General features: G+C 60.3%; 25 protein-coding genes and 1 pseudogene. 4 read left to right on the top strand and 22 right to left on the bottom strand.

Going from position 1 to position 25,425, the window contains the following annotated elements:
* Nucleotides 1-25 precede the first annotated feature (25 nt).
* The 21 genes and pseudogenes from BGE01nite_RS15615 to BGE01nite_RS15515 form a co-directional block, all read right to left on the bottom strand.
* A complete protein-coding gene (locus BGE01nite_RS15615; RefSeq protein WP_146851417.1) occupies nt 26-883 on the bottom strand; it encodes a PIG-L deacetylase family protein in 858 nt (285 codons plus the stop codon).
* Nucleotides 880-1,686, bottom strand: a complete 807-nt coding sequence (locus tag BGE01nite_RS15610) for an ROK family protein (RefSeq protein ID WP_146851416.1) — start codon at nt 1,684-1,686, stop codon at nt 880-882. The genes BGE01nite_RS15615 and BGE01nite_RS15610 overlap by 4 nt, the downstream gene beginning before the upstream one ends.
* The gene (locus BGE01nite_RS15605) at nt 1,683-2,639 is read right to left on the bottom strand and encodes a glycosyltransferase family 2 protein (RefSeq protein ID WP_146851415.1); all 957 of its coding nucleotides are present in this window, start codon (nt 2,637-2,639) and stop codon (nt 1,683-1,685) included. The genes BGE01nite_RS15610 and BGE01nite_RS15605 overlap by 4 nt, the downstream gene beginning before the upstream one ends.
* A complete protein-coding gene (locus BGE01nite_RS15600; RefSeq protein ID WP_146851414.1) occupies nt 2,636-3,811 on the bottom strand; it encodes a glycosyltransferase in 1,176 nt (391 codons plus the stop codon). Before BGE01nite_RS15600 ends, BGE01nite_RS15605 begins: the two co-directional genes overlap by 4 nt.
* Nucleotides 3,808-5,589 (bottom strand): asparagine synthase (glutamine-hydrolyzing), encoded by a 1,782-nt coding sequence (asnB, locus tag BGE01nite_RS15595; protein ID WP_146851413.1) that lies wholly within the window; start codon nt 5,587-5,589, stop codon nt 3,808-3,810. The genes BGE01nite_RS15600 and asnB overlap by 4 nt, the downstream gene beginning before the upstream one ends.
* Entirely contained in the window at nt 5,589-6,557 is a 969-nt protein-coding gene (locus BGE01nite_RS15590) for an asparagine synthase-related protein (RefSeq protein ID WP_146851412.1), read from the bottom strand. Before BGE01nite_RS15590 ends, asnB begins: the two co-directional genes overlap by 1 nt.
* A complete protein-coding gene (locus BGE01nite_RS15585) occupies nt 6,554-7,354 on the bottom strand; it encodes a radical SAM protein (RefSeq protein WP_146851411.1) in 801 nt (266 codons plus the stop codon). Before BGE01nite_RS15585 ends, BGE01nite_RS15590 begins: the two co-directional genes overlap by 4 nt.
* Nucleotides 7,351-8,802: a nicotinate phosphoribosyltransferase gene (locus tag BGE01nite_RS15580; RefSeq protein ID WP_146851410.1), complete on the bottom strand. Its 1,452-nt coding sequence runs from the start codon at nt 8,800-8,802 to the stop codon at nt 7,351-7,353. The genes BGE01nite_RS15585 and BGE01nite_RS15580 overlap by 4 nt, the downstream gene beginning before the upstream one ends.
* 6 nt (nt 8,803-8,808) lie before the next feature.
* Nucleotides 8,809-9,204 carry a hypothetical protein gene (locus tag BGE01nite_RS15575; RefSeq protein WP_146851409.1) on the bottom strand — a complete coding sequence of 132 codons (396 nt, stop codon included), beginning with the start codon at nt 9,202-9,204 and terminating at the stop codon, nt 8,809-8,811.
* Between the two features lie 4 nt (nt 9,205-9,208).
* Entirely contained in the window at nt 9,209-10,240 is a 1,032-nt protein-coding gene (locus tag BGE01nite_RS15570; RefSeq protein WP_170266814.1) for an ADP-ribosylglycohydrolase family protein, read from the bottom strand.
* 5 nt (nt 10,241-10,245) lie between these two features.
* On the bottom strand, nt 10,246-10,767 hold the full coding sequence (locus BGE01nite_RS15565; protein WP_146851407.1) for an O-acetyl-ADP-ribose deacetylase: 522 nt from the start codon (nt 10,765-10,767) through the stop codon (nt 10,246-10,248).
* 34 nt (nt 10,768-10,801) lie between these two features.
* Complete coding sequence (locus BGE01nite_RS15560) at nt 10,802-11,290, bottom strand: macro domain-containing protein (protein ID WP_146851406.1); 489 nt, start codon at nt 11,288-11,290, stop codon at nt 10,802-10,804.
* A gap of 2 nt (nt 11,291-11,292) precedes the next feature.
* Nucleotides 11,293-11,838 (bottom strand): RNA 2'-phosphotransferase, encoded by a 546-nt coding sequence (locus BGE01nite_RS15555; RefSeq protein ID WP_146851405.1) that lies wholly within the window; start codon nt 11,836-11,838, stop codon nt 11,293-11,295.
* 49 nt (nt 11,839-11,887) lie between these two features.
* Nucleotides 11,888-12,823, bottom strand: a complete 936-nt coding sequence (locus BGE01nite_RS15550; RefSeq protein ID WP_146851404.1) for an ADP-ribosylglycohydrolase family protein — start codon at nt 12,821-12,823, stop codon at nt 11,888-11,890.
* 49 nt (nt 12,824-12,872) lie between these two features.
* Nucleotides 12,873-13,508, bottom strand: coding sequence for a DUF4291 domain-containing protein (locus tag BGE01nite_RS15545; RefSeq protein ID WP_146851403.1), 636 nt, complete (start codon nt 13,506-13,508; stop codon nt 12,873-12,875).
* A complete protein-coding gene (locus tag BGE01nite_RS15540) occupies nt 13,505-13,852 on the bottom strand; it encodes a hypothetical protein (protein WP_146851402.1) in 348 nt (115 codons plus the stop codon). Before BGE01nite_RS15540 ends, BGE01nite_RS15545 begins: the two co-directional genes overlap by 4 nt.
* A 38-nt stretch (nt 13,853-13,890) precedes the next feature.
* Nucleotides 13,891-14,490: a DUF4291 domain-containing protein gene (locus tag BGE01nite_RS15535; protein WP_146851401.1), complete on the bottom strand. Its 600-nt coding sequence runs from the start codon at nt 14,488-14,490 to the stop codon at nt 13,891-13,893.
* Between the two features lie 29 nt (nt 14,491-14,519).
* Nucleotides 14,520-15,356, bottom strand: coding sequence for a TIGR02452 family protein (locus tag BGE01nite_RS15530; RefSeq protein ID WP_146851400.1), 837 nt, complete (start codon nt 15,354-15,356; stop codon nt 14,520-14,522).
* Between the two features lie 7 nt (nt 15,357-15,363).
* Nucleotides 15,364-15,887, bottom strand: a pseudogene (gene ybiA / locus BGE01nite_RS15525) (riboflavin biosynthesis intermediates N-glycosidase).
* Nucleotides 15,884-16,573, bottom strand: a complete 690-nt coding sequence (locus BGE01nite_RS15520) for an NUDIX hydrolase (RefSeq protein ID WP_146851399.1) — start codon at nt 16,571-16,573, stop codon at nt 15,884-15,886. Before BGE01nite_RS15520 ends, ybiA begins: the two are co-directional and overlap by 4 nt.
* Nucleotides 16,574-16,833: 260 nt before the next feature.
* Nucleotides 16,834-17,661 carry a zinc metalloprotease gene (locus BGE01nite_RS15515; protein ID WP_146851398.1) on the bottom strand — a complete coding sequence of 276 codons (828 nt, stop codon included), beginning with the start codon at nt 17,659-17,661 and terminating at the stop codon, nt 16,834-16,836.
* 825 nt (nt 17,662-18,486) lie between these two features.
* Here BGE01nite_RS15515 and BGE01nite_RS15510 point away from each other — a divergent pair.
* The 4 genes from BGE01nite_RS15510 to BGE01nite_RS15495 all read left to right on the top strand — a co-directional run bounded on the left by BGE01nite_RS15510 (nt 18,487) and on the right by BGE01nite_RS15495 (nt 24,128).
* Nucleotides 18,487-19,824, top strand: coding sequence for a tetratricopeptide repeat protein (locus BGE01nite_RS15510; protein ID WP_146851397.1), 1,338 nt, complete (start codon nt 18,487-18,489; stop codon nt 19,822-19,824).
* Nucleotides 19,825-19,942: 118 nt separating this feature from the next.
* Nucleotides 19,943-20,446, top strand: coding sequence for an LPS assembly lipoprotein LptE (lptE, locus tag BGE01nite_RS15505; RefSeq protein WP_146851396.1), 504 nt, complete (start codon nt 19,943-19,945; stop codon nt 20,444-20,446).
* Between the two features lie 168 nt (nt 20,447-20,614).
* Nucleotides 20,615-21,406: a 16S rRNA (cytidine(1402)-2'-O)-methyltransferase gene (rsmI, locus tag BGE01nite_RS15500; protein WP_246145733.1), complete on the top strand. Its 792-nt coding sequence runs from the start codon at nt 20,615-20,617 to the stop codon at nt 21,404-21,406.
* Nucleotides 21,407-21,665: 259 nt separating this feature from the next.
* Complete coding sequence (locus tag BGE01nite_RS15495) at nt 21,666-24,128, top strand: glycogen/starch/alpha-glucan phosphorylase (protein ID WP_146851395.1); 2,463 nt, start codon at nt 21,666-21,668, stop codon at nt 24,126-24,128.
* 110 nt (nt 24,129-24,238) lie between these two features.
* Here BGE01nite_RS15495 and BGE01nite_RS15490 read toward each other — a convergent pair whose 3' ends face one another.
* Nucleotides 24,239-25,375, bottom strand: coding sequence for a lactonase family protein (locus BGE01nite_RS15490; protein ID WP_146851394.1), 1,137 nt, complete (start codon nt 25,373-25,375; stop codon nt 24,239-24,241).
* Between the last annotated feature and the right edge of the window lie 50 nt (nt 25,376-25,425).

The following is a 25,425-nucleotide window of genomic DNA, read 5'->3' as shown; positions in this document are numbered from 1 at the left end:
AAATTTTTAAAATGACGGAGGGATGCTAGGCCGAGCGCGGCGGCGTGATGGACCAGTAGCGCTCACAGCGGGGTGCGAGGGTTCCTGATGCCTGGGCGTGCCGGGCATCCAGGGATGCGTGGAGGGCATCACCGCCGCAGAAGCTTTGATACTGGGTGGCGTAGCACCGGGCAGCCTCATGACATAGGATGGTCTCGGCTTCGTTCAGTTCCACGGTTTCGGTGATGGTCGCGTGAGAGACATCGATGCAGCGCACGCTGACGGTGGAGGCATTCTGTAAGAGAAGCTGCTCGCACAAGGTGGCTTCATCGCCAGGAGGCAGGTATTGCTTCACGAAAGGCAGATCACGCCACTGGGAGAGATAGAGTGCTGATGCGTCAGAGGACAAGGCTTTGCCAAGCCGGCGCTCCACAGCGCCCGGCGCGTAGATGTAAGGGCGGTCTTCGTAAAGACTGACCTCGCACCCCCAGCCGACAGCGAGCGCGGCCTCATGCACGATGCGGTGATCCACATGCGTGCCCGCTGCCATGGGCGCAAACACGGCCTCAGGCCTGCGGCCAACCCGCAAGGCCAGCAGGGCATCTGCCACGACACGCTCAGTGACATGATCCTCCATACGCCAGCCGAACAAAAGATCACGCAAGCCTAGGTAACCCGGCTCGCGAAAAGGCGCATCACGAAAGCCCAGGTGCACGATCTCAAAGCCAAGCAGCTCCGCAGCGGCAGTGTCCTCGGCACGGCGCAGTTCATGCTCATCACCGCCCTCGGTGAACACGGAGACGACCACGGTCTGCCAGCCATCGCGCTCCAGGCGGCTGATCATGCCCGCGCAGGAGAAGACGGCATCATCGAGATGCGGAGAGATGAAGAGGGCCGTTTTCATGAAGGACGAATGAAAGCGCCTCCCACGCCAAAGCCAATGGTCAATACGAGGGTGGGCCCAGGCAGATCAAACTCGGCCTGCGCGGAGACAGCAGCCAGCTCGGCATCATTGAGCACGAACAAAGGCACCTCAGGCACGCCTGCGAGCTTCATGGCATCTGGGATGAGGTGGATATCTCCCTCCATGCCTGCATAAGAGCTGCCTTCAGGCAGGCCCTGGTCATCGAGACGGCTGGGCAAGGCGGTCACGATGGCTTCGGGCCAGGTGCCTGTGGCTTCGTGCATCTGCCTGAGGAGGCCGGCGAGGCTTTGTCGCAAGGCGATGCGCTGTTCGTTGATGTCTAGGGTGAGGACATCCTCGCGCAGAGGCAGGAGGTTCCAGTCTCGTGCTGACTGGAGGCGGGTGGAATCATCAGAGATCTTGAAGCCGCTTTGACCGACATCCAGCACCCAGCCTCTGAGGTCGTGCGCATTGAGCAAGTGCTGCCCCCCTGCGACGGCACCGAAGGTGGTGTCTTTGGCGAGAATGTTTTGCTGCCAGGGGCCTTGTTTCATGGCCTCCAGCACGGCAGGTGCTCCGCCACCGGTGAGATACAGCGTGTGAAAGTGGCGGATGGTTTCGCTGACCTTGCCTTCTGACTGAGTCATGGCGGTGCCATGCCAGGTCTGGGAGATGACCGCATGGAGCAGATCACCGAACTGCGACGACTGCATGTAGTCCCAGAGGATGCTGCCATCAGGCAGGAGCAAATCCCAGAGTTCGAGCGGCAGGATGCCGGGTGGTCGCACGCGCTTCATGGTCATGAAAGCACCTTCGTCTCCTCCACGGGACGCCAGGCATCCAGCGGCGCGGAGGCGATGTTTTGATAGTAATACTTCTCCACCTTATAGCGCACGCGGCAGAGGCTGAGCGCGATGCGAAACACGCGCCAGAGGAGGCGGTCACGCCACGGTGCGGCACGCTCGACGGCACGATCATAACCGCGATGCTGGTGCACGGGGATGGTCTCGGGGAACATGACGTTCAGGCGCTCGATCTCCCGGGTCATGCGCAGATACATGCGATACATGCCCGTGAAGGTCTCCGGTGGATGATAACGAATGTGCGCTGCATCGATTTCGCGAATGGCGTGATCCCCATGACGTTTCAGGATGTCACGGCTGAGCCAGATGTCATCCACACGCAGTCCTGCGTGGTAGTCATAGAAGGCATCCTGCGGAAGGGATTGCAGACGCGGCTGCAACTCAGCCAGCGTGGGCACCTGCCAGTCACGGATGGCGAAGAACTTGCCGCTGAAATAACGGCGCGCTGTCTGGAAGCCGTTCACGCGATTGTAGCAATACAAGGCCGCTGCCATCAGGGTGTAGCGCTCAGGCGGAAGAGGGCTCTTAGATGCATAGGCCACCTGAAGCGCGGGATCTTCCAGCATGGCATGCGTGAGCGCGGCGACTGCGGCTTCATCGACCAGCACATCGGCGTCACAGAAGATGACGAAGGGCCGCTCATGGGCGACGAGGCGCTGGGCCTCGACCAAGCCGCCGCTGGCGAGCATGACCTCCACCTGCGGGAAATATTTCCTAACAATGTTTTGCGTATTGTCCGTGCAGTCATCCAGGATGGCAACGAGGCGCATGACCACCCTGCCCTGCCCGTTTGCAACCTCCGCAGCACGCACCAGAGACCGCAGGGTGGCTGCGATGCAGCGCTCCTCATTGCGGGCGGTGACGGCCAGGGTGATGCGCACGGGTTCGGTCATAGGGCAGCGATGAGTTCAGCGGCACGTCTGGCGCCATCGACCGCATAGGAGGCCTGCAAAGCCTTCACACGCTCTTTGAGATGAGGATTGAAGAGCAGGCGCGAAATACGGATGGTGATGTCTTCCTCGGCGGCGGTGCTGAGATCGAGCACCTGACCAGCCCGGGTTCGCTCGAGGAAATGAGCCTGATGGAACTGGTCATTGCAGACAGGTGAGATGAGCATGGGAACGCCGAAGTGCAGCGCCTCCATGACACTGTTTGCCCCGCCATGGGTGATGAAGGCATCCATGTGCGGCAGCAGACGAAGCTGCGGCACATACGGCAGCGCCAGCACATGGGGAGGCAGTTCTCCAAGCTCCGGCGTGCCTAACAAGGCATTCACCGAGAGGATCAACTGCACACCCATGGGCTCCGTGACGCGGATGACCTTTCGAAACAGCTCTGGCTGATGGTAGATCTGGCTGCCGAAGGACATGAAGACCTTTTTGCGAGTGGTCGACAGCAGAGACTCGTCCAGAGGCACTTCATCACCACGAGCCGCTGGAGGCAGTGAAGGGCCGACCATCTGCACACCAGGGACATCACGGCCAATGAACTCGCGTGTGGCAAAGGCGATGGTGAGATGAGGCGAGATCATGTCACAACCGCTAAAGCGCAACTTCATGCCATGCGCGGTGAAGAGTGCCTCACGATCGGCGCTGAGGCTTGCCACGGTGTCGAGCAGGTCGCTCGTCACGCTGTCATCCAGCACGGGATTCAATGAGTTTGAAAGAGCTACCCATGGCACCCTGGCTTCATGAGCCGCGATGGCCGCGGGATAGATCATCGGATCGGTGACGATGAGATGCGGCTGAAAGCGTGCGATGGCATCTGCATAACCTTCAATCTGCGCCGGGGCTTCCTCAATGAGCAGGCGATGGATCCACTGACGCAGCCAGACGCTGTCACGCACCTTCTCGGCGAAGAAAGCGCCGCGGTTCGCCTCGGGTGGAGGTGCGGCGAGAACGTTAGCATCGAGTGGCTGCAGGCCAGCGGCGTGGAGTTGCGATGAGATGTCATGCGGCGCGTGGAAGCGCACCTCGTGACCGAGCTTCTGCAGCCACACGGCGGGACCGATCATGGGATTGATGTGGCCCTTTTCAGGAATGGTGAAAAACAGAATGCGCTTCATGGCAGACGAACGTGATACGCGGCAGCCCAGTGGTGCAGACAGATGATGCGAAACAGGAGGGCGCGCTGCATCTCGGCAAGCTCATAGTGTGGAGAGCACATCTGGCGCAAGGCAGGAAGATCGAGCCAATGGAAGAGAAAATCAGCGGAGGCATCCAGTGCGTGCAGGGCCTCGCTCTTGAGCACGGTGGCACTGCCATCATCTTTGGAGAGGCTGGACTTCCGCCGCACGCGAGCGGCTTCAGGCATGAGGCCGCGCGCAGCTTCGCGCAGCAGGCTTTTTTCCACACCATCCTTCAAGGCGAGCTCCGGATGCACACGCACGGCGAGATCCAGCAAGTCTGTATCCGCCAAGGGCACGCGGGCTTCCACGCCATGAGCCATCATATGGATGTCACCATTGTGCAGGAGTCGTGGAAGCCAGAGACGTGTGATGAGATGGGTGATGCCGCGAAGGCGATCCGCACGCGTTTGATCAGCATGACCGGCCTCACGCATCATAGAGGTTAGATCATGAGGGATATGCGCGGCCCTCTGCTGCATCTCAGCATTCAGCGGTGGAGAACCGAAGCGGGCCAGCAACTTGCCCGGATGACTGATGCTCTGGTCATCCAGCATGAAGCCGTAACCATAGTGAGTTTCATCCGCCGCATCTCCGACGAGCACCGCGCGATGACCATCAGCCGCGAGCGCTTTGGCGAGATGATGCTGCGCGAGCTCCTGCTCCCAGGCGGGAAGTGCATCGTTTTGCAGCGCGAGAGTGCGCATGTCATCAGCCAGCGAAGCTCGACTCACGGGCACGATGCGATGCTGAAGGCCAATATCAGAGGCGGCCTCGATGGAGCACGGAAGATCGTCTGACTTCACCATGAGTGCTTTGGCATAGTCAAAAGCGTCCTGTCCTTCAAAGGAGATGGTGTAGGCCTGGGTGACACCGTGCTGCTTTGCCAAGGCTGCGACGAGCGTGCTGTCCAATCCACCGCTGAGAAGCACGGCAGCGGGAGCATCGGCATCGAGCGTGCGCTCGATGGCTTTGGGCAGCAGATCATGCATGGCCGGGACAAGCTCGTCTGCGCTTAGCTCCGTGGCACGATGCAAATCATAGCGCGACCACTCGCCTTGCTGAATGCCATGCCTATCAACACTGAGCCAGTGCCCCGGCTGCAAGTGATGCATTCCCGCGAACATGGAAGTGCGCACGCCGCTGAAGCATGGGGCGACGAGGTGCTCGAGAATGGCCTCTTCATTCGCGACCGGACTCGAAGGCAGGAGATGGAGCAAGGCTTTGGCCTCGGAGGCAAAGGCGAAACCACCCTGAGGCTGAGGCATCCAGACGAAGGGCTTCACGCCGAGGCAGTCACGGGCTGCAAAGCCGCGATGTGTCTGTGCATCCCAGATGAAGAAGGCAAACATGCCGTTCAAGCGGCGCAGAGCTTCCCTGCCCCAAGTGGCGAAGGCGGCAAGAAGCACCTCCGTGTCTGAGCGTGTGGTGAAATGCCAATGCAAACTTAGTTCGGCACGGAGGGCGCGGTGATTGTGGATCTCGCCATTTAAGACGATGGCATAACGGTCATCAGGAGAGCGCATGGGCTGCGCGCCACCCGCCCGATCAATCTGGGCGAGACGAGCTGCGCCGAGGGTGCATGGGCCGCTTTGAATGTAGCCCTCATCATCAGGGCCGCGATGGCGCAAACGACTGATCATGTGGCGCACCTTGCCGGCCGAGGCCGAAGGATCTGCGGTCGATGAGAAGTCGAGAATGCCAGCGATGGCGCACATCAGTGAAGAAGGTCCGAGAGGATTCCGAGCGAGGTCCACAGCACACTTTCAGGTGCGGATCCTGGTTGCGGTGCAGTTGGGTGAAGTCTGCCCGACAGAGTGGTGATGGCGTCGGCGCGCCAATGAGCGGACACGTCCAGAGGTGGGGTGTAGGTGCCCTTCTTGGGGCCCTGCGAGCTCGTTGCGGGCAGATAGTCCTGCGCGATGTCGCGCAATGCTGCCTTGTCCGATGTGGGTGGTGGAGCGGAACTGAGCACGGCTTCATACAGGAAGGGTGAGCACAGTTCCAAGCCTGCAGCGCGGGTGAGGGCTCCGACGATGGGGAGGTAGTTTCGAGGATCACTGCCTGCAAAGACCTGATCCGCGCCATCACCGGTGATGAGGACTTCGACGCCTTGAGCACGCAGTTGGTTAGCCAGAAGCCAGCGGCTGACAGGGTGCAGGTTGAAGAGAGGGCACTCGGCGCTGGTGATGGCCTGAGGAAAGGCCGTGATGAAGTCAGCGGCACTCACCTCGATGGCTTGAAGATCATGCACGCCGAGTGTGCTTGCTGTCCCCTTTGTGGCCTGCCATTCGCAGTAGCCGGGGAGGCTGCTAACGAGTGTGACGACGGGAATGTCGTCACGACCTCGGGCCCGCAGCATAGCAAGCACGAGGGCGCTATCCAGCCCACCGCTGAGTGCGATGGCGGCGCGACGTTTTTCTTGAGCAAGGTCATCCATGGCCTGCTCCAAAGCAGTGGCTGCGGTGAGATGCTTGGAAGGTTGGACATGCGCAGGCGCAACTGTGCGGACTTGATCGAAACAGGTGCGATGGCCGTCCGGACTACGCTTTAAATAGGAGCGCACGCCGTCTTCATCCCAATCACGATGCGGCATGTGGGTGAGCACGCTGCGGATGGTGGGGCCATGCGCCGTGCCGCCTTCATGATGATAGTGAGGCAGGATGCCGAGAGGCGATGGCTTCATGTGGTGACGAGCGTTCTCCCCTCTCCGGGCATTAGCTGACGATGCGGTGCTTCGCGTGCGCTTCCTCCCAGGCAATGAGCACAGGAGGAAAGAGGCTCAGGCCGCTCGAGATAGGTTTTAATCTCTCCAGCAAGGCTCAAGTCCTCATGCAGACGCACGCCATTCTCACGCGGATCTTGATCGAAGAAGCTGCCGAAGTGCGCGGGGCGTGTGCAGGCGTAGAAGTGACCATCGCGGATCATGTGGCAGCGGTGACGCAGCCAGCAGGTGTCCCAGACGGTGGTGTTCTCAGCTTCATCGGTGCAGGGTTCATCACGATCCATCTGCACAAAGGAGTCCTGCTTCTTCCAGTTCAGGCGCACGTTAAACTGCTCCGCCTTGGCCATGATGTGATCAATGGTGGCCCGAGGCAAGGCGGGCTGCGGATAGAGCGAGATGGTCATGGCATCCAGCGCCTCCCAGAACTCATCCGGCTGGCGTGGGAGCAGGAAACCATTCGTGGTTAGGGAAACGATCTCGGCGATATCTGCCGCCTTGGCGACGGCGATGCATTCAAGCAAGCGAGAATGCAGTAGCGGCTCACCACCGACGAGCTTCAGCCAAGTGGGAGCGAGTGCTGGACGTGCAAGACGAAGCTCTTCCGCGAGTGCGGCGGGATCGACCTCCCACTTGGGCAGATGAGGCGAGAGCGAGCAGCAGGCAGCACAGCGGAGGTTGCAATGATCCACGATGTGCGACTCCAGTGACCGCGTGCGCACGCGGCCATCCACCAACGAATAGAGGTGCTTGTCATTCATGGCGTTGTCTCCTTGGCAGCTTTGATCATGGCGAGCTTGCGCTCATGCAGGGTTTGTTCCACTCCGGCAGGATATTCGTGCGGATGCTGGAGCCGCTTGATGGTCGCGTGCAGGTGGGTGAGTTGCTCGCGGCAGCGGCTTTGGATGTCTTGAAGAGATGGCAGCGAGGTGATGAGCTTTCCGGCGCGATGCACGGGCTTCAAGAGGTCCTCGTGAGTGGCGCCTTCTGGCATCTGCTTGGTGCGCTGGACATCGCCTGGATGGATGATGTGGGTTGGCTCGGGGCAGCCGTGATCTTCATCGAAGATGGCATCGCCACGGAACTCGCCATCCAAAGTGAAGCGGCGCACTTGCTGGATGCCGGGATTGCTCACTTTCGCCGCTTGCTCGCTGAGTTTGATCTTGGGATCCCAGGCTCCGTTTTCATCACGGATGGCACCGAGCTTGTAGACACCGCCGAGTGCGGCCTGCTCACCACCTGTGACGAGCTTGGTGCCGACGCCCCAGACGCTGATGGCGGCGTTTTGATGCTTAAGGCTTTCGATCAAGTGCTCGTCGAGATCATTGCTGGCGACGATGGCTGCTTTTGGGAAACCTGCTTCATCGAGGATGCGGCGGGCTTCGATGCTGAGCCAGGCGAGGTCGCCTGAGTCGAGACGAATGCCGGCGAGTTCGTGGCCGCTTTCGCGCAGCTTCTTGCCGACGGTGACGGCATGCTTCACACCTTCGAGTGTGTCGTAGGTATCGACGAGGAAGATGCAATTGTTAGGCATGGCCTGGGCATAGGCCTCGAAGGATTCGAGTTCCGAATCAAACGACATGACCCACGAGTGGGCATGGGTGCCGCGCACGGGGATGCCGTGGGTCATGCCCGCGAGCACATTGGATGTGGCCACGCATCCGCCAATGAAAGCAGCGCGGCTGGCCATGATAGCGCCATCGGGACCTTGCGCGCGGCGCAGGCCGTATTCGAGCACGGGCTCGCCCTGAGCGGCGAGGCAGACACGCGCGGCCTTGGTGGCGATGAGGGTTTGGAAATTCACGATGTTCAGCAAGGCGGTCTCGACGAGCTGGGCCTGGATGAGCGGGCCTTTGATACGCAGCAGCGGTTCGTGTGGAAAGACGACGGTGCCTTCCGGGATGGCATCGATATCGCAGCGCCATTCCATGGTGGCGAGGTAGTCGAGGAAGCCGCGCTCAAAGAGAGGCTTGCCATCGCGGCCTGGGAGTGTGGCGAGGTAGTCGAGCTCAGCTTTGCCGAACTGAAAGCCTTCCAGCCACTTCACCACGTCTCCGAGTCCAGCGGCGATGGCGTAACCACCACTGAAGGGCAGTTTGCGGAAGAAGAGATGGAACACGGCCTCCTGCTCCGCTTTTCCAGACTTCCAGTAGCCGGCGGCCATGGTGAGCTGGTAGAGATCGGTGAGGAGCGGGGTGTTAGTGTTCATGAAAAGCTAGAGGGTATGATGGAGATAGTCGTTCAGTCGAGGATTCAAGCGCGGTGCCCAGATTCCGTGATACCAAGGCGAGCGGATTTGCAGGACCATGACGAGGATAGTCATGGGCACCTGCCACAGGAGCACCGACAGCGCAGGCAGAGAACCGAGTGCCACGTGGATCATCACATTGCCGATGAATGTTGCAGCCCAAAGCAGCTCCCATCGGCGCCAGACGAGGAAGACATTGCAAAACAGAAAGAAGTGCCCCAGCGCGATGGCTGCCATCCACCCCAGTGGATTTTCATTTCGCCAAAGCCAGGTGATGCCAAGACCACCGGCGACGAGGATCAGCAGATCCAGCGCGGAGATGCGGAAGCCGTGGCAGCGGGGTGGATGTGGGGTGTGGGGCATGGCGTCAGCGAGGAAGGAGGAGGCGACGGAAGCCATGCACAATCACCACGAGAAGGAAAAAGAGATTCCGCAATGGAAGGGCCTGCCAGCAGAGTTTTGGAGCTTTCGCTTTTTCATGAGTCAGAGCCTCTGCCATGCCGCGAATGTAGTCCGCGGACCGTGGCCAGTCACAGATGCCGTCCAGCCATACGCGAGGGATGCCGGCTTCGCCGACTTCAGCACCGCTGATGCCGCCGAGGATGGCCGCCACAGTGTCTGTATCACCACCGCATGCTATGACTTCACGCACCTGGGTTTCAAACTGGCCGCGATGGCGAAGCCAGGCGTAGGTGGCCACGGCGATGGTGTTCGGTGCAAAGCCAGTGACTCCACGACCACAGCCGATGAGTTCGGCATATTCGGGAACCGTTTTTTTATCCTTTAAAGCGGCCTGCAAAGAGGAGAATCGTGAGCGCATTTCATCGCTTATGATCAAGGTCTCGAGCCGGGTGAGCACGTCCGATGTGGCGATGTCATTTGAGGCCATCGCAGCCGCCTCGGCGACCCACAGCGCGGATTCTTCTGCTCGCATGTCCGTGTGTGTCACGCGGCAAGCGGCGAGAGTCAGTTCACGACGAGCCGTTTCATCATGACGATGCAGGACGCCGATGATGGCACTGCGCATGGCGGCACCATTGCCTGCCGAGCGAACGCCTGAACGCGTGGATGGAAAGCCTAACCATAGGCGTAGAATGGCTTTCGCCGTGCTGAGTCCGACTCCGGCCGGCAGGGCGAGGAGCCACCAGCGGAGTTTACGACCGAAGGCGGCCTGGAAGGCCTGGATGTCATGCCTGTTCTCGATCCAGGCCGATGCCAGCATCAGAGTGTGTTCGGTGTCGTCACTGAACATGCCACGCCCAAAAACCAATTGATGACGGACCTCCCCCAACGCCGCGACACGACGCCGCGACATTCCCTCAAACGGCAGTCCGATGGAATCACCGACGGCGGTGCCGAGAAGCGTTCCGAGGATGGGTTGGTGGGTATCGTGTTTCATGGGGGTCATGCCACACCATGGTTAGCGAGCAATGCCTGATAGCGGCGCAGGTCGTCGGGGCCGAAGCAGCAGAAGATGATGTGTTGGAGGGAGGTGGGTGTTTGGAGAAATGTGCGGGCGGTTTCGATGGCGATCTCGGCGGCTTTGTCGGGTGGGAAGCGGTAGACGCCGGTGGAGATGCAGGGGAAGGCGATGCTTTGCAGGCCTTGCTCGGCGGCGAGGCGTAGCGAGTTGGCGTAGCAGGCGCGGAGCTTCTCGGGCTCGCCGCTGCGGCCGCCGTTCCAGACGGGACCGACGGTGTGGATGATGTGGCGGGCTTTGAGCTTGTAGCCTTGGGTGATCTTGGCTTCGCCGGTGCGGCAGCCATTGAGCATGCGGCATTCGGCGAGGAGATCAGAGCCCGCGGCTCGATGGATGGCGCCATCGACTCCACCGCCGCCTAACAAGGAGGAGTTGGCGGCATTCACGATGGCATCGACATCGAGCTTGGTGATATCGCCTTGGAGGGTTTCGAGTTTGGCGGTCATGAGTTTGAAAGTGGGGATGAAGAGTGCGTGAAGGTCACACGGGGCTGAAGTCGTAGACGGTGACCTGCACATCGCGCTGCGAGAGGTGAGATAGCAGCATGGGTTCGACCTTGGACCAGGTGCCACCGGCGAGTCCGCAACCGATGCGAGGCATGTGGACGCTGGTGCCGAGATGGAGAGCGTGAGTGCCTAGCTTTTCCAAGGCTTTGTCGAGAGCGTCGTAACGGATGGGTGGCAGGCCGCAGTCGCTGCGGATGTCATGCTGGGCGACCATGTTGGCCACGGTGATGGTTTCATCGACCGGCACGAACTGGACTTCACCGAGCGCAAAGGGTGGGGCGCTTTCGATCTGACCACGTGCCCATTGGCGATAGTGCTTTTCCGGTGACTTCCAGCACCGACTGATGGCCAGCACGAAGCCTGCGCCCCAAGCACCGATATCATTGCACACATGGGCAATGATGAGCGGGCCGGATGCTTGAGGACGAGTGGCGTCGCCCTCAGTGTAGATGATGGGTTTCATGGTCACGAAAATCTGAGGAAGGTTACCGGCACGTGCTCGACGAGCCATACTCCATTGGTGCTGCGGAAGAAGATGTGGCCAGCGGCCTGCATCTCGGCAGCGAGGATGGTGAGAAGGACAGGTTTGCCGTGACGTGCGCCGACATCCATGGTCATCTTGGTATCCTCCGCGAGATGCACGTGATGGCGCTGCATTTTCAAGAGGCCTTGGGCGCGGATGGAATCGAGGAAACGAGTGGCGGTGCCGTGGTAGAGAATGGCGGGAGGTGCCTGCGGTGTGTAGTCGAGATCGACCTCGACGGAGTGGCCCTGACAGGCACGGATGCGAGCGCCGTCCTCGCTGAACTCGAAGCGCTTCTTCGCATTGGTGGTGACGATGTGATCGAGGTCCTCGCGCGAGAGTCGTTTGCCGGCTCTGGCGCAGCCTGCGAGCAGGGCGCTGACGTCAACCCATCCAGCAGGATCGAGGGTGACGTAGGCGGAGTGAGGTTGATGCCGCAGGACCAGGCTGAGGAACTTGCTGGTGGCGGTGGTTTGGGAAGGAGTCATGGGACTTGGGAACAGGAGTCTTGGAGATGTGGAGTGATGCGGAAGTAGATCACTGCAAGTGTGGTTGGAGATCGAGACGCTCTCTGGATTTGAGCCACTCGGTGGGGATGCCTTCTCTTCCAACGCGGAGAGCGACAATGCCGCCGACGATGGCGCAGTTGGTGTCGCAATCGCCATCTCCCTCGAGGGTGCTGAGGAGGGCTTCATGGTAGTTATCCAGATGTCTGATGGCGCACCAGATGGCGAATGGGACGGTGTCTGGGGCTGTGACTAGAAATCCGGAGCCGAGAAATCTCGCGGCGTTTTCGGGCTCCATAGAGGGCGGCACTAACTTGGCTTTGCGAATGCCATCCAGGGTCTCACCTGGTGGTGTGTTTGATGAGAGCACGGCATCCCAGATGGCATTTCGAGCTTCATCCAGAGCCGAGGACCTTGAACGCCAGGCGGCGGCAGCGGCCAACGAGATAGCCACGCTGCCAGCGATGCCTTCATGGTGCATGTGAGTCACGATGGATGACTGAGTGCTCTGTGAAGTGACCTTTGTCAGGTCATCGGCAAACCAAGCCCCCAGAGGTGCTGCGCGCATGGCACTACCATTACCCTTGGAGCCACGACCGCTGAATGCAGCTGCGGATGTCTGCCGCCAGTCAGCGCCTCGACTGATCTCCTCGAGTTGCATGCGCACACCTTTGCCATAGCCACGGCCAGGGTCCGCTTGAAAACGTTCCGCGAAACGCTTTGCGAGTGAATCTGTGGCGATGGCTCCATGGGCTGCCAACTCCTCCACAATGGCCATGGCCATCTGTGTATCGTCGGTGTGCCACCAGGGGCCAGACGATAGTCCACCGCGTTGCACCACCGAGCGAGCGCTGCGGGCACAGGTGGACATCATTTGTCCAAATGCATCGCCGACCGAGAGGCCGTCGAGTGAAAGCAGAGCGCGCTCAAGACGCTCTGAATGATCGGTGGAAAGACCGGCTTTCATGGGAGGTTGATTGTGGTGATGAACTGAGTGAAGATGCTCGATCTGGAGGTCATGGATCGAGATTCACGGCCGCTGCGACCGCAGGGTTGGAGGGTTGATAGACATACTCGGTCGGTGTTTGCAGGTCTGACAGGTCACCGGAGAGATGCTGGCGTTGGGTGATGACGAAGTCGGTGATGTCTTCGATGCCGAGGAGTTCGGTTTCGGCATAGCGGCGGAGCATTTCTCCACGGAGGCCGAGCTGGACGGCGCGGCGAGCCAGGGGGCCGCCACGCGGGCTGTGATCAGGGTCCCATTGCAGGCGCACTTCGGAACGCTCAACGGCTGCTTGCCATTCTTCATGGGTGGTTAGGCCGCTCGCACCGAAGGATGAGGCGACGCTGGTGAGGAGGAGATCATCAAACAAGGTGCGAGGAATGCGCACGGCGAGGATGCGCTCCTGGCTTTCTTTGGCAGCCCATCCGGAGCGATACATCATCCAAAGGAAGTTCGGTTTGATCCAGCTCATGCGGTTGAAGCTGAACTCTCCGCCGAAGCGTTTATTCTCGACGGCGTATTGAGCGATGGCGGGACGGTAGGCCTGATAGACGATGATGGAGGTGTCATCGAACTGCGCGAGGATGTGCTTTCCCGAGGTGGGCCAGCGGGTTTGTTGATTGAGATAGGACTGAATGGAAAGAGTCATGGGAATGACTGGGTGACCTCGATGAGGCCGTGGATGTGTTGATTGAACTCTTCGAGTTCCTCGGCGGGCACCCAGAGTTCACGGTGCATGCTGCCGCCGACGACTTGCTCGGTGAAGCGGCTGAGGTAGGCGGCATCGACTTCGAAGCATGTGACGAAGCCGGAACCGGAGGCCGGGACATTCCAGTCGCGGGCGATCTGGATGGCGTAGTCCTCGTTCATCACGGGATAGAAGATCGGCTGCTCAGGCAGGCGTGGAGGAAAGGCTTTCCAACCGCTCTGCTCAATCAAGGCGAGTTCTTTGGGACCGACGGGACGGTAGAGGGTGATGGTGTTTGGAGGCATGAAACCGAAAGAGGGTGAGGTATTGAAGCGAGCTTGATTCAGCTTGTGCCCAGGAGGAGATGGCGGCCCAGAGCGGAGGTGACGGGGTAAGGCTTCTCGGGAGGCAGATGGCGGGAGGCAGCCTGGACTTCGCCACGGCGAATGAGGTCACGCATCTTGGCCACGAGAGGGGTGAGATCGCGGATCTCGACGATCCAGTTTTCGTTGTAGTCGCGGATGAGATCACGACTGATGCCGACCTGGATGCTGCCGTGAGGAAGTGCGGCGCCACGGATGTTGCGCTCAGGGTCCCACTGCACATGGACGGGAGCCTTGGCGAAGGCATCTGCCCATTCTGGTTTTGATCGATGAGCCTGCGCTGAATAGACGCTGAGCACGGCACTGGCGAGCGCCTGCTCCCAGCCACGGCGGGTGATGCGGATGGCGAGGATGTGTTCCTGGCCGCTCTTCTGCGCCCACTGGCTCCGGTGCATGAGCCAGAGGAAGGAGGGCTTAATCCAGGTCATGCGCTGGAAGGAAAACGGCTCCACAAAACGACCGTGCGCGAGTGCCGGAACGGCGATGTTCCGCGAGTAGGCCTGATAGACGACCAAGGTGTCTCGGTCGTAGTCAGCGCGGATCTCGTGTTCGGGTTTCATGGGTTAACCAAGTATTTAGAATGAAGGCATCAGGCGAACTTGCGGCGGAAGGCTGCGAGGTTGTCACCGGTCTGGGTGGGGTCGAAGATGGCGAAGGTGATGTGGGTGAAGTGGCGGGCGTAGGGGCCTTCAGCGGTCAGGAGATCACGGAAGGTGCGGGCGACCATGGCGGGATCATTACGGAAGACGCCGCAGCCCCAGGCACCGAGCACAAGATGAGTGACACCGTGCAGTGAGGCGATGCGGAGGACGAGCTCGGCACGACGACGCAGGGTCGGCTCGATTTCGGGAACTCGGGCGGGCTCATTGTGAGTGACCGCACCTGCATTAGGGGCTGGTGCGGTGATGACGGTCGCGGACACGGGTTCGTCCAAGAGGGTGCCTTCATCATCACGGAAGAAGAGCACGTCTGGGGAGGCGATCAGCAGATCGAGATAGAGCGAACTGTGCTGGTTTCGGTTGGCTTCGTAGTATTCGCGGGCAGCGAGTAGCGACTCATAGAGGGCGCTGGCACGAGCCAGAGCTTCCTCCTGGGCTTCCGCGCCATTGAGGAAGCCGCCGCCAGGATTGCGGGCCGAGGCGAAGTTCAAGCAGCCAACCTTGGCAGCGCCCGATTTTTTCAGACGCTGCAAGGCTACGAAGGAACTCTCCGGAGTGACCTCGATGGTCGCTGGCTGAGCGGCAGCAGGTGGTGCTGGTGCTGGTGCGGGTGGGATGGGATCACGTCCGTAAAGCTTTGTGCCTTTGACCAATGACTTCACGGCTTCAGCGATGGAGACACGCTGGCCTGCTGGGCTGACGTAGTAGCCTTGCTCGATGATCTCGACGGTTTGTTTCGCCATTTCGGCGCGATGACTGCGTTTCACGATCTGATTATTCTGTTTGAAGTTGGTTGCGGACTTCCATGAGGGCGAAGCCGAGGAGGTTGAGGCCTTGCCAGTTTTGGGGGCGCTCGGCATCGGGGTGGGTGGCGGCCATGCCGATGCCCCAGATGCGGTCGAAGGGACTGGCTTCGACGAGGATGCGGTCGCCGGTTTGAAGGAGGAAGGTCTTCAATTCGGTGTGCTGGGCGAACTTGGCGGCATTGCCACGGACGACGATGTCCCAGCGATGGCGGGGCTTTTTGCGGCGATGATTTCGGCGAGGGTGGCTTTGTCACGAAACAGGCGGGCTTTTTCAGCCATCATGTAGTGCTCGGCGGTGGCGTAGGTGATGCCTTCGCTCTCAAAGGGATGACCGTCCCACCACTGGCTGAAGCAGGATTTGGTGATGGAGCCGTCTTTGGAAGGTGTGTGGCCCCAGAAGAAGGCCCATTTGGGTTTGAGGCCGTCTTCGATGGCTTGGGCGAGGTCATCGCGGGACAGAGGAAGTGCGGTGGTGATGGTGGTGGTCTTCATATTTCGAAAAGGAAGCCCTTTTTCTTGAGGCGCTCATACTTGACGGGGTCGAAGCGGAAGAGCTGGGCAGGGCGATGGGGGCCATCGCGGAGTTGTTCTTTGAGGGGGATGAGGAGGTCGAAGCTGAGGACTTTTTTGCGGAAGTTGCGCTTGTCGATCTCGGTGCCGAGGACGGCTTCGTAGAGGCGCTGGAGTTGCGTGAGGGTGAACTTGGCGGGGAGGAGCTCGAAGCCGACGGGCTGGTAGGTGAGCTTTCCGCGGAGTCGTTTGAGGGCGATGTCGAGGATGGTGGCGTGGTCGAAGGCGAGCGGTGGGATGCCGGTGATGGGATACCAGCGGGCCTCGGCGGCATCTGTGGAGGCGGCGGTGGTGTGGTCGGCAGGTTTCACCAAGGCGTAGTAGGCGATGCTGACGACGCGCTCGCGCGGGTCGCGGTCGATGGTGCCGAAGGTGTAGAGCTGCTCGAGAAACACGTCCTTGAGGCCGGTCTCCTCGACGAGCTCGCGGCGGGCGGCTTCATCGAGCGTTTCCTCGACCCGGACGAAGCCGCCTGGGAGTGCCCAGTGGTCTTTGAAGGGCGGGATGGCGCGGCGGATGAGGAGCACCTGGAGGTCACCGCCATCAAAGCCAAAGACCACGCAGTCAACGGTGAGGGCGGCGCGCGGGTATTGGTAAGTGTGTTTCATACACTATCATTGGTGTATGATGGACACTAAGTCAAGGGGGCGGATTTTTGATTTTTGATTTGTTAGAGACGGGATGCCGCGAGGTGCGGGCAGGACACGAGATGACCTTTGTCGACAGCGAGCTTTTTGCTTCTCAGCGTGGCGATGGCTTTGCCTCGAAGGGCGCCATGCTGGCAACGACGTCGGGAGGGAGTGGCAGGGAGGTGGACAGGAATGTCCACGTTACCCTCGGATGGTGCTGCGACTTTACCTTGTTACGATCAGGCGAAGACTTGGCGGATCAGGGAGAAGGCCCAGGCGACGGTGCCGAGCCAGCAGCGGCCGAGCTCGATGAACTCGTGGGCGGGGGCTGGGGAGGCGCAGAGATAGAGGGCGGTGATGAGCAGGATGTTGATCAGGAAGATCAGGCTCATGGAGAAGAACTCGCCATTGCGCTCGAGGTCGCTTTGATGGGTGAGGACGGTCTTGACGGTGTAGGTGGCGTGGAACCACCAGGTGAGGCCGAGGGCGGCGTAGAAGAGCCAGACGGGACGCAGCGTGACGCCCTTTCCGATGGGCAGCGCGAGAGGATCATGCAGGTTCCAGAACATGCCGAGCAGGCCGAACACGATCATGACGATCATGGAGTAAAACGGGATCAAGTAGGGAGCCAAAGTGATCCAGGTGTTCGACTTGTTGGTCTCGACGTAGCCGCCGTTTGGGGAGGCGCTCCAGCCGAAGATTTCGCCGCCGAAGGCACGGGCGACGATGAGGTGGCTGAGCTCGTGACCGAGGACGTAGGCGTGGATGGGGCGCCAGCCAGCAAGGTAGGAAACGGCCCAGGCGACGCCGCCGGTGGTGAAGAAGATGAACTGGTCCGAACGCCAGAACTCCGCCCGGGTCATGGCGCGGAAGAAGACCTCCACCAGGGTGAAGGCGGTGATGAGGCCGAGAGGGAGGAGGAGGAAGGCTCCAAGCAGCCCCTTATATGTACGCACTTTCTTCTGAAGCTTGGCCTTGGGGTGGTTACGCACGTTCGCGGGCTTGGAGCGTTCGAGCTTCTGCTCGGCACGCTCGCGGGCACTGAGGCGATAGGTGTTGGCGGACATTTTAGAAAAGCGGAAGTTATTTAGCAGATCTTAACATTTTAACAATCTTAGATGTTCATAGGTTCAATAAGTTTGTGGAGTAATTGGGGATTTCTCGAGTAGTTCGGAGGGCGGTGGGCGGAGTTCGGAGTTGGGAAGAGGGTGCCTCTAGGGGCGAAAGCGGTGGACGGTGGGCGCGGTGTCCAAAGGATCCGCTTGGGTCACTTTGAAGGGAGGCGGAGATGGTGGAGGGTGCGGGGCTATGAGTGACTTTTTTCGCCGGAGATTTGGAGTGGGGGAGAGGGAGGACACGGGAGCCGTTTACGGTTGTTTACCGTGGTTGACGGTTGTTTACGGTGGTTTCTCGGAGGGGATGCCAATCCGAGTCAATCCGACTGTATCCGACCTTGCGGAACAGGCGGATAGCGCGAGTCGTGGGCTCGTCACAGGGAGTATGAGGGCTGCTTTGCTGGCGCTTTGCCTGGGGGCGATAAGAGTCAATCCGACTGGATCCGACCTTGTGGAGGGGGTGGCCTGCCAAGATGGCAGGCTGACGCATCTTCTTCGCCAGGGCTTCGAAGATCGTGGGCTGCCGCTCCATTGGGATCCAGGCAGATCCAACCTTATCCAGGTGGAGAAGACGTGGGAGGAGCGAATCTGTGGCAATTTTTAGCCGACATTTGATGAAAACTGGTATATACAGGCATCCCTTTTGCTCCCTGAGGGTGTTTGCCAACCTTTCCCCAGCCCAGCCTGCCCTTTTGGGCATTCGTCTGTCAGGGGTTGATTTCCGACTAGGAAGCCGCCTTGACGCCTCTTTTACACTCCTTTAGTATCACCATCCTGATGAGAGACTTCACCCTCCCACGCCTTTCCTTCTGCGCCCTCGCCGCAGCGACTCTTTGCGCGCTGCCTTCCCCTGCCCCGGCCTTTCTCGGTCTGTTCGAAAAGAAGGACAAAGTGGCCCCGGCCACGGATGAGCGCCAGCGCCAGGAGTCTGAGGCCACGGCCCTGCTGATGCAGGCACGCCAGGCCCAGAACGAAGGCCGCACCGGCCGCGCCCAGAGCACTTACCAGCAGATCGCGAAGGACTATCCGTTCACGGTGGCTGCTTCAGAAGCCTCCTATGCAAACGCGCTGATTGTGAAACAGACTGGTGGCTCGCTGCAATCGTCCTTTGATGCGTTTCAGACCTTCATCGACCAGCACCGCTCCAGCGCCCGCTTTGAAGACGCGATCCAGCAGCAGTATGAGATCGCGGAGACGGCGAAGGGTGGCAAAAAGGAGCGCAGCCTGATCCTGCTGAAGGTCAAGATGGGCGGTGAGGATGTGGTGAAGATGTATCAGAAGATCATCTCCAACGCGCCTTTCGGCAAACTGGCTCCGGTGGCGCAGTTCAGCATCGGTGAGATCTACCAGGACATGGGTGAGAAGGACAAGGCTGTGGCCGGCTACCAAATTGTGGTGGAAAACTACCCGAACACGAAGCAGGCCAGCGAGGCGCAGTTCCGCATCGGCTCCATCAGCAGCGTGGCGGCCAGCCGCAGCGAGGACAAGTCCAACATCGTGGCAGCCCGTGATGCGCTGACGACCTACATGGCCACACACCCGAAGGGTGACCGCGCGGGCGAGGCTGAGCAGGGTCTGCGCCAGATCAATGCGGTGGAAGCCACCCAGTCCCTCACGGTCGCGAAATTCTACATGCGCATCAACAAGCCCAAGGCGGCTGCGATCTACCTGAATGAGGCGCTGAAATATGGCTCACCAGAAGCTTCCTCCGAGGCCCGTGAACTGCTGGCCGAACTGGCTGCCACGGATCCAGATGCGGTGTCTGATGCCCGCAAAGGACAGCCTGACCAGGACTACACGGTGGCGGGTGCGAAGAACCTGAAGAACCGGGATGATTACGTGGGCCCGCTGGCTCCTGAACTGGCCAAGCTGAGCCAAAAGTCCCGCATGCGTGCTGGCAGTGACAACTTCCTGCCGATCCCGCTGACCGAGCCTACACTGCCGACGAAGCCGGGCGCGGCCCCTGCTCCTGGTGCGCTGCTGCCTCCGGCAGCTCCCCCAGCCACGGAAGAGAAGCCTGCGCTCCTGCCTGTGCCAGCGCCACCGGTGCTGAACCCTACGGTGCCAGCGCCGGCCGACGGCCTGCCAGTGCCCCCGAAGCCACCAGCACCCTGAGGCACCCTCCGGACGTGACGCAGAGAAGGAAGTTCTTTCTTTACTCTGCCACTGCCAAACGCCCTGATAGTGCTGCCGATTTCCCGATCCCGCTCCACGCTCCCTGCTCCCCTCCCGGATGAAAACCCTGTGCTTGCTCGCCCTCTCTCTCGTTCTCTCCAGCTGCGCCGGCTACCACCTCGGTGGCCAGAAGCCTGCCCATCTGGCGAATATCACCAAGCTGGCGGTGCCGACCTTTGAAAACCAGACCCTGGAGCCGCGCCTGTCCTCCGTGGTGACGAATTCACTGATCAAGCAGATCCAGATGGACGGCTCCTACCAGATCGTCCGCAAGGAAGATGCGGATGCTGTGCTGGAAGGAGTCATCAGCCGGGTGGACCGCTCCCAGTTCCGCTCCGTGCGCCGGAACGTGCTGCGCACCTCCCAGCTGCAGATGCGCCTGGTGGTCAGCTATGCGGTCAAAGACGCGGCATCTGGACGCGCGATTCATGTGGGCGGAACCTCCGGCATGTCCTACGTGATCCTTGACTCCAACGTGCAGAACTCCGAAGCGCAGGCGCTGGATGATGCCGCGCAGCGAGTCGCCACCACCATCGCCAACGAAATCTCCGAGGGCTGGTGAACGAGCCCCTTCGGGGCCAATGACGAATGACTAAAACCGATCCATTCTCCGTAGCAAGACTGCGAAGGACGAAATGACGAACGGGGCTGAGCGCAGCGTGTTAGTCACCTTGGGCATCCGGGTTCAGCCCGTGTCATTTCGTCGAATCATTTGTTATTCCTAAAAGGCTTGAATACTGAGGACACAGAACACGCTGAAGAGGCACCGCCCGAGACGGAGGAGGCCTATGAGCCGATTGAGCCTTTTGAAAGCGGGTCACGGGTCTTCGATCCTGCGCTTTACCTGATCGCCACACCGATTGGCAATCTGGCGGACATCACTTTGCGGGCGCTGGAAGCGCTGAAGACGGTGGACCTCATTGCCTGCGAGGACACGCGGCACTCGGGCCGTCTGCTGAGTCATCACGGCATCCGCGGGCGGCTGGTGAGCCTGAATGAGCACAATGAGGCGCGGCGTATTCCGGAGCTTCTGGCGCATATCCAAAAGGGTGGCAGCGTGGCGCTGATCTCTGATGCTGGCATGCCCACGGTTTCAGATCCTGGTCAGAGGCTGGTGCAGAGCACCGTGGCCGCAGGACTGAAGGTGGAGAGCCTGCCCGGCCCGAGCGCGGTGCTCACGGCGCTGGCTGCGAGTGGTCTGCCCACGGTGCCCTTTTACTTCGGCGGCTTTCTGCCTCATAAGAAAGGCCAGCGTGAGAAGGAACTGCTGGCCGCCCTGCAGCGTGAGGCCACCAGCGTCTACTTCGAGAGTCCGTATCGCCTGGTGGACACGCTGGGCATGGTCGCAGCGGCCAGGCCTGAGCATCGGGTGGTCGTGGCACGAGAGCTGACAAAGAAGTTTGAAGAATTCCAGCGCGGACCGGCACAGCAAGTGCTCATGCATTACCAAACCCGACCGCCCAAAGGTGAAATCACTCTCGTCCTCGCTCCCGCCGAACTGCCCAAGTGGATCACGTGGTGAGGTACGTCTGTGCAGCAGGAATGACGAAGTGAGAGGAGGCCGGACGCATGAGCGGGACGATGCCTCAGGGCCTCTCATTCGCGGCCCATCTCAGACGTCTGCATTTTGTCATTCATCCGCTAGCCATCCGCCCACAGCTTGACACCATGACTTCCCTGCCCGCCCTTTCTGCCCCTCGGGCTCCTGCCTTTCTCCGTCATCCGTCCTTTTGATCTCCGACCTGTCCATCCCCTTGAGCTCCCTTTCCCCCGCAACCCCCATGACACCTGCCCCCTGTGACCTCGGCAACTCCACGGAGGCGATCAAGTCCTCCATCGTCAATCATGTGCGCTTCACGCTCGGAGCCTATGTGGACTCGGCCAGTCCAAACGACTGGTGGGTGGCCACCTGCCTGGCCGTGCGGGATCGTGTGATGGACAGCGCCACGAAGTCACGCACGCTGCATCGCAAATCCGGTGTGCGCCGCATCCACTACCTCTCCCTGGAGTATCTCATGGGCCGTCTGCTGGAGAACAATCTGCGCAACTCCGGCCTCTATGATTCTGTGAAGCAGGCGCTCAGCGAGATGGGCAAGGACCTGGATGCCCTGCTGCAGAGCGAGCCTGACATGGGCCTGGGCAATGGCGGTCTCGGCCGTCTGGCGGCGTGCTTCATGGACAGCCTGAGCACGATGAATCTGCCCGCGATCGGCTACGGCATTCACTATGAGTTCGGCCTGTTCCGCCAGGAGTTTGTGAATGGCCGTCAGGTGGAGCATCCGGATGCCTGGATGCGTGATGGCTCACCGTGGAAGATCGCGCGCCCCAGCTACCGCCAGCGTGTGCAGCTTTATGGACGTGTGACGCAGCGGTTTGATGAAAATGGCAATCCGCATGCGCAGTGGGTGGACACGAAGTGCCTCCTGGGCCTGCCATGGGACATCCCGATCGTGGGATATGACAGCCACACCGTGAACGTGCTGCGCCTCTGGCAGGCGCAGGCGGATGAGGACTTTAACTTCAAGATCTTCAACGAAGGCAGCTACATCGAGGCGCTGCGTGAGAAGGCCATCGCGGAGACGGTTTCGAAGGTGCTGTATCCGAATGATGCCACGGAGTCCGGCAAGGAGCTGCGCCTGGTGCAGCAGTATTTCTTCGTGGCCTGCTCGCTGGCAGACATCGTGCGTCGTTTTAAAAATGGTTATTCCCTGCCGTGGAGCGAATTTCCCTCCAAGGCGGCGATCCAGCTCAATGACACGCACCCTGCGGTGGCCATCCCTGAGCTCATGCGCATCCTCCTGGATGAGGAGAACCTGGACTGGGGCAGCGCCTGGAAGATCTGCCAGGAGACTTTTAGTTATACCAATCACACGCTTCTGCCTGAGGCGCTGGAGATGTGGTCCGTGGGCCTCTTTGAGCGCGTGCTGCCGCGCCATCTGCAGATCATCTACCGCATCAATGCGCAGTTCCTGGACGGTCCGGTGGAAGCACGCTGGCCCGGTGACGCGGCGAAGAAGCGTGTGCTCTCCCTCATCGATGAGCGCGGCGGCAAATATGTGCGCATGGCGCATATGTCCGTGCTCGGTGGTCATGCCACGAACGGTGTGGCCGCGCTGCACACACGCCTGCTGTGCGAGCGTCTCTTCCCGGAGTTCCATGAACTGTTTCCGGAACGCTTCGTCAACATCACGAACGGTGTCACCTTCCGCCGCTGGCTGGATGTGTGCAATCCGCAGCTCTCCTCCCTCATCACCGAGACGATCGGCGAAGGCTGGAAGAAGGATGCGTCCAAACTCCGCGGCCTGGATGCCTCTGCGGATGATGCAGGCTTCCGCGACCGTTACCGCGCCATCAAGCGCCATCACAAGGTGGTGCTGGCGAAGATCATCCAGGACAGCTGTGGTGTGTGCGTGAGCCCGGATGCGCTCTTTGATGTGCAGATCAAGCGTCTGCATGAATACAAGCGCCAGCACCTGAACCTGCTGAACATCGTCACGCTGTATCGCCAGATCCTGAACAATCCGAAGGCTGACTTCCACCCGCGTGTGTTCATCTTTGGTGCCAAAGCGGCACCGGGCTACTTCCTGGCGAAGAACATCATCCACGCCATCAACTCCCTGGCGAACAAGGTGAACAACGATCCGCGTGTGGGAGACAAGCTGAAGGTGGTGTTCCTGCCTAACTATGGTGTGTCTCTGGCGGAGAAGATCATCCCTGCGGCGGACCTGAGCGAGCAGATCTCCACGGCGGGCAAGGAAGCCTCCGGCACGGGGAACATGAAGCTGGCGCTCAATGGCGCGCTCACCATCGGCACGCTGGACGGCGCGAATGTGGAGATCGCGGAAGAGGTGGGTGATGATAACATCTTCATCTTCGGCCTCACCGTGGAGCAGGTCACGGATCTCAAGGCGCGCGGCTACAACCCGTGGGAGTATTACTGGAACAACGAGGCTCTGCGTGACACGATCGACTGGATCGGCAGTGACTATTTCACGGGTCACGCGCATGACTTCAAGCCGCTGCGTGACAGCTTCCTTGAGCATGGTGATCCCTACCTCTGCCTCGCCGACTACCAGATGTATGTGGATGCGCAGGCCAAGGTGGACGCGGCCTACAAGCAGCCCGAGCTGTGGACGAAGATGGCGGTGCTCAACACGGCGCGCGTGGGCTTCTTCAGTTCTGACCGCACCATCCAGGACTATGCGGACAAGGTGTGGAAACTGCCGCAGGTGGCGGTGCCTTGATCGGCTTGACGAAATCTGAATGACGAATGACGAAAAAAGCGCACCCAGAAATGGGTGCGCTTTTTGTTAGACTTGATTGTGATAGAGTGCGGTTTCGACGCCACCTCTGATCACTCGACGGCCAGGAAGCGCACGCAGACGGAACCGCCGACGTTGATCTTCTTGCCGGTGAAGGTGAGCTTGCCGGTCTCCTGATCGACTTTGAAGAGGGCGGCGGTGTTGCTGTTCTGGTGGGCCACGATCATCCACTTGCCAGAGGGATCGAGACTGAAATTACGCGGGATCTGGCCCTCGGCGGGAGCGTTCTGGATCAATGCAAGCTTTCCGGTGGCGGGATCACAGGTGAAGACGGCGATGGTGTCGTGCGTGCGATTGGACACGTAGACAAACTTGCCGTTAGGGTAAACGACGGTCTCTGCGGTGCTGAAGCCTTCCTTGCCACGATCTGCCTCAGGCAGGGTGGAGACGGTGGCCACCTCGGTCAGAGTGCCTTTGTCCGCGTCATAGGCAAAGGTGGTCTCGGTCATGAGCATTTCGTTGTTCACGAAGGCGAACTTGCCGTTCGGATGAAAGGCGAAGTGACGCGGGCCGCTGCCGGGAGACACGGTGCCGTGACCATGGAGCTTCATGGTGCCGGTGGCGGGGTCGATGGCGTAGATGAGCACCTTGTCCAAACCTAGGTCACAGGCGAAGGCGAAGCGATTGTCGGGACTGCGGTTCATGCTGTGCGCATGCGGACCGGCCTGGCGCTTCTTGTTCACGCTGCCGCCTTCGTGCTGCACGAAGGTCTTGGCGTCACTGAGGGAGCCGTCATCGGCAATGGAATAGCTGGCGATGCTGCCGCCGCCATAGTTTGCCACCATGGCCATCTTGCCGGTTTGATCGAGAGACACATGACAAGGTCCTGCCCCCACGGACGACACCTGGTTGATGAGCTTCAGTTTGCCATCTGCGCCGATGCTGAAGGCGCTGACTCCGCCGCCAACCTGCCCTGGCGTGCCAGCCTCACCCACAGCGTAGAGATACTTCTTCGAAGGATGGATGGCGAGGAAGCTGGGGCTGCCCGTTTCCACGGCGAGGGCGGGATCGCCGAGCTCGCCAGAGGCTGCGTCAAACTTGGACATGTAGATGCCTTTGCTACCGGACTTCGGCGTGGTGTAGCAGCCGAAGTAGACATGGTAGTTCTCAGCGGCGAAGGCGGCGCTGGAGATGAGGGCGGCAAGAAGTGTGGTGGCGAGGATTCTCATGGATTGGATGCAGGGTGACAAAGAACGCCGCCCGAGGTCAATCCTTCTTG

The organism is Prosthecobacter gellanilyticus, from assembly GCF_007992435.1.
Taxonomy (GTDB): Bacteria; Verrucomicrobiota; Verrucomicrobiia; order Verrucomicrobiales; family Verrucomicrobiaceae; genus Prosthecobacter; species Prosthecobacter gellanilyticus.
This window is presented reverse-complemented; position numbering and strand designations above follow the sequence as displayed.

Coding starts and splice junctions, on each gene's coding strand:
- BGE01nite_RS15610 (WP_146851416.1), bottom strand. CDS start 1,686: ATGACCATGAAGCGCGTGCGACCACCCGGCATCCTGCCGCTCGAACTC.
- BGE01nite_RS15490 (WP_146851394.1), bottom strand. CDS start 25,375: ATGAGAATCCTCGCCACCACACTTCTTGCCGCCCTCATCTCCAGCGCC.
- BGE01nite_RS15520 (WP_146851399.1), bottom strand. CDS start 16,573: ATGAAACACACTTACCAATACCCGCGCGCCGCCCTCACCGTTGACTGC.
- BGE01nite_RS15605 (WP_146851415.1), bottom strand. CDS start 2,639: ATGACCGAACCCGTGCGCATCACCCTGGCCGTCACCGCCCGCAATGAG.
- BGE01nite_RS15495 (WP_146851395.1), top strand. CDS start 21,666: ATGACACCTGCCCCCTGTGACCTCGGCAACTCCACGGAGGCGATCAAG.
- BGE01nite_RS15510 (WP_146851397.1), top strand. CDS start 18,487: ATGAGAGACTTCACCCTCCCACGCCTTTCCTTCTGCGCCCTCGCCGCA.
- BGE01nite_RS15560 (WP_146851406.1), bottom strand. CDS start 11,290: ATGAAACCCATCATCTACACTGAGGGCGACGCCACTCGTCCTCAAGCA.
- BGE01nite_RS15545 (WP_146851403.1), bottom strand. CDS start 13,508: ATGACTCTTTCCATTCAGTCCTATCTCAATCAACAAACCCGCTGGCCC.
- BGE01nite_RS15615 (WP_146851417.1), bottom strand. CDS start 883: ATGAAAACGGCCCTCTTCATCTCTCCGCATCTCGATGATGCCGTCTTC.
- BGE01nite_RS15540 (WP_146851402.1), bottom strand. CDS start 13,852: ATGCCTCCAAACACCATCACCCTCTACCGTCCCGTCGGTCCCAAAGAA.
- BGE01nite_RS15570 (WP_170266814.1), bottom strand. CDS start 10,240: ATGAAACACGATACCCACCAACCCATCCTCGGAACGCTTCTCGGCACC.
- asnB (WP_146851413.1), bottom strand. CDS start 5,589: ATGTGCGCCATCGCTGGCATTCTCGACTTCTCATCGACCGCAGATCCT.
- BGE01nite_RS15585 (WP_146851411.1), bottom strand. CDS start 7,354: ATGAATGACAAGCACCTCTATTCGTTGGTGGATGGCCGCGTGCGCACG.
- BGE01nite_RS15535 (WP_146851401.1), bottom strand. CDS start 14,490: ATGAAACCCGAACACGAGATCCGCGCTGACTACGACCGAGACACCTTG.
- BGE01nite_RS15515 (WP_146851398.1), bottom strand. CDS start 17,661: ATGTCCGCCAACACCTATCGCCTCAGTGCCCGCGAGCGTGCCGAGCAG.
- BGE01nite_RS15550 (WP_146851404.1), bottom strand. CDS start 12,823: ATGAAAGCCGGTCTTTCCACCGATCATTCAGAGCGTCTTGAGCGCGCT.
- BGE01nite_RS15580 (WP_146851410.1), bottom strand. CDS start 8,802: ATGAACACTAACACCCCGCTCCTCACCGATCTCTACCAGCTCACCATG.
- BGE01nite_RS15565 (WP_146851407.1), bottom strand. CDS start 10,767: ATGACCGCCAAACTCGAAACCCTCCAAGGCGATATCACCAAGCTCGAT.
- BGE01nite_RS15575 (WP_146851409.1), bottom strand. CDS start 9,204: ATGCCCCACACCCCACATCCACCCCGCTGCCACGGCTTCCGCATCTCC.
- BGE01nite_RS15600 (WP_146851414.1), bottom strand. CDS start 3,811: ATGAAGCGCATTCTGTTTTTCACCATTCCTGAAAAGGGCCACATCAAT.
- lptE (WP_146851396.1), top strand. CDS start 19,943: ATGAAAACCCTGTGCTTGCTCGCCCTCTCTCTCGTTCTCTCCAGCTGC.
- BGE01nite_RS15590 (WP_146851412.1), bottom strand. CDS start 6,557: ATGAAGCCATCGCCTCTCGGCATCCTGCCTCACTATCATCATGAAGGC.
- BGE01nite_RS15555 (WP_146851405.1), bottom strand. CDS start 11,838: ATGACTCCTTCCCAAACCACCGCCACCAGCAAGTTCCTCAGCCTGGTC.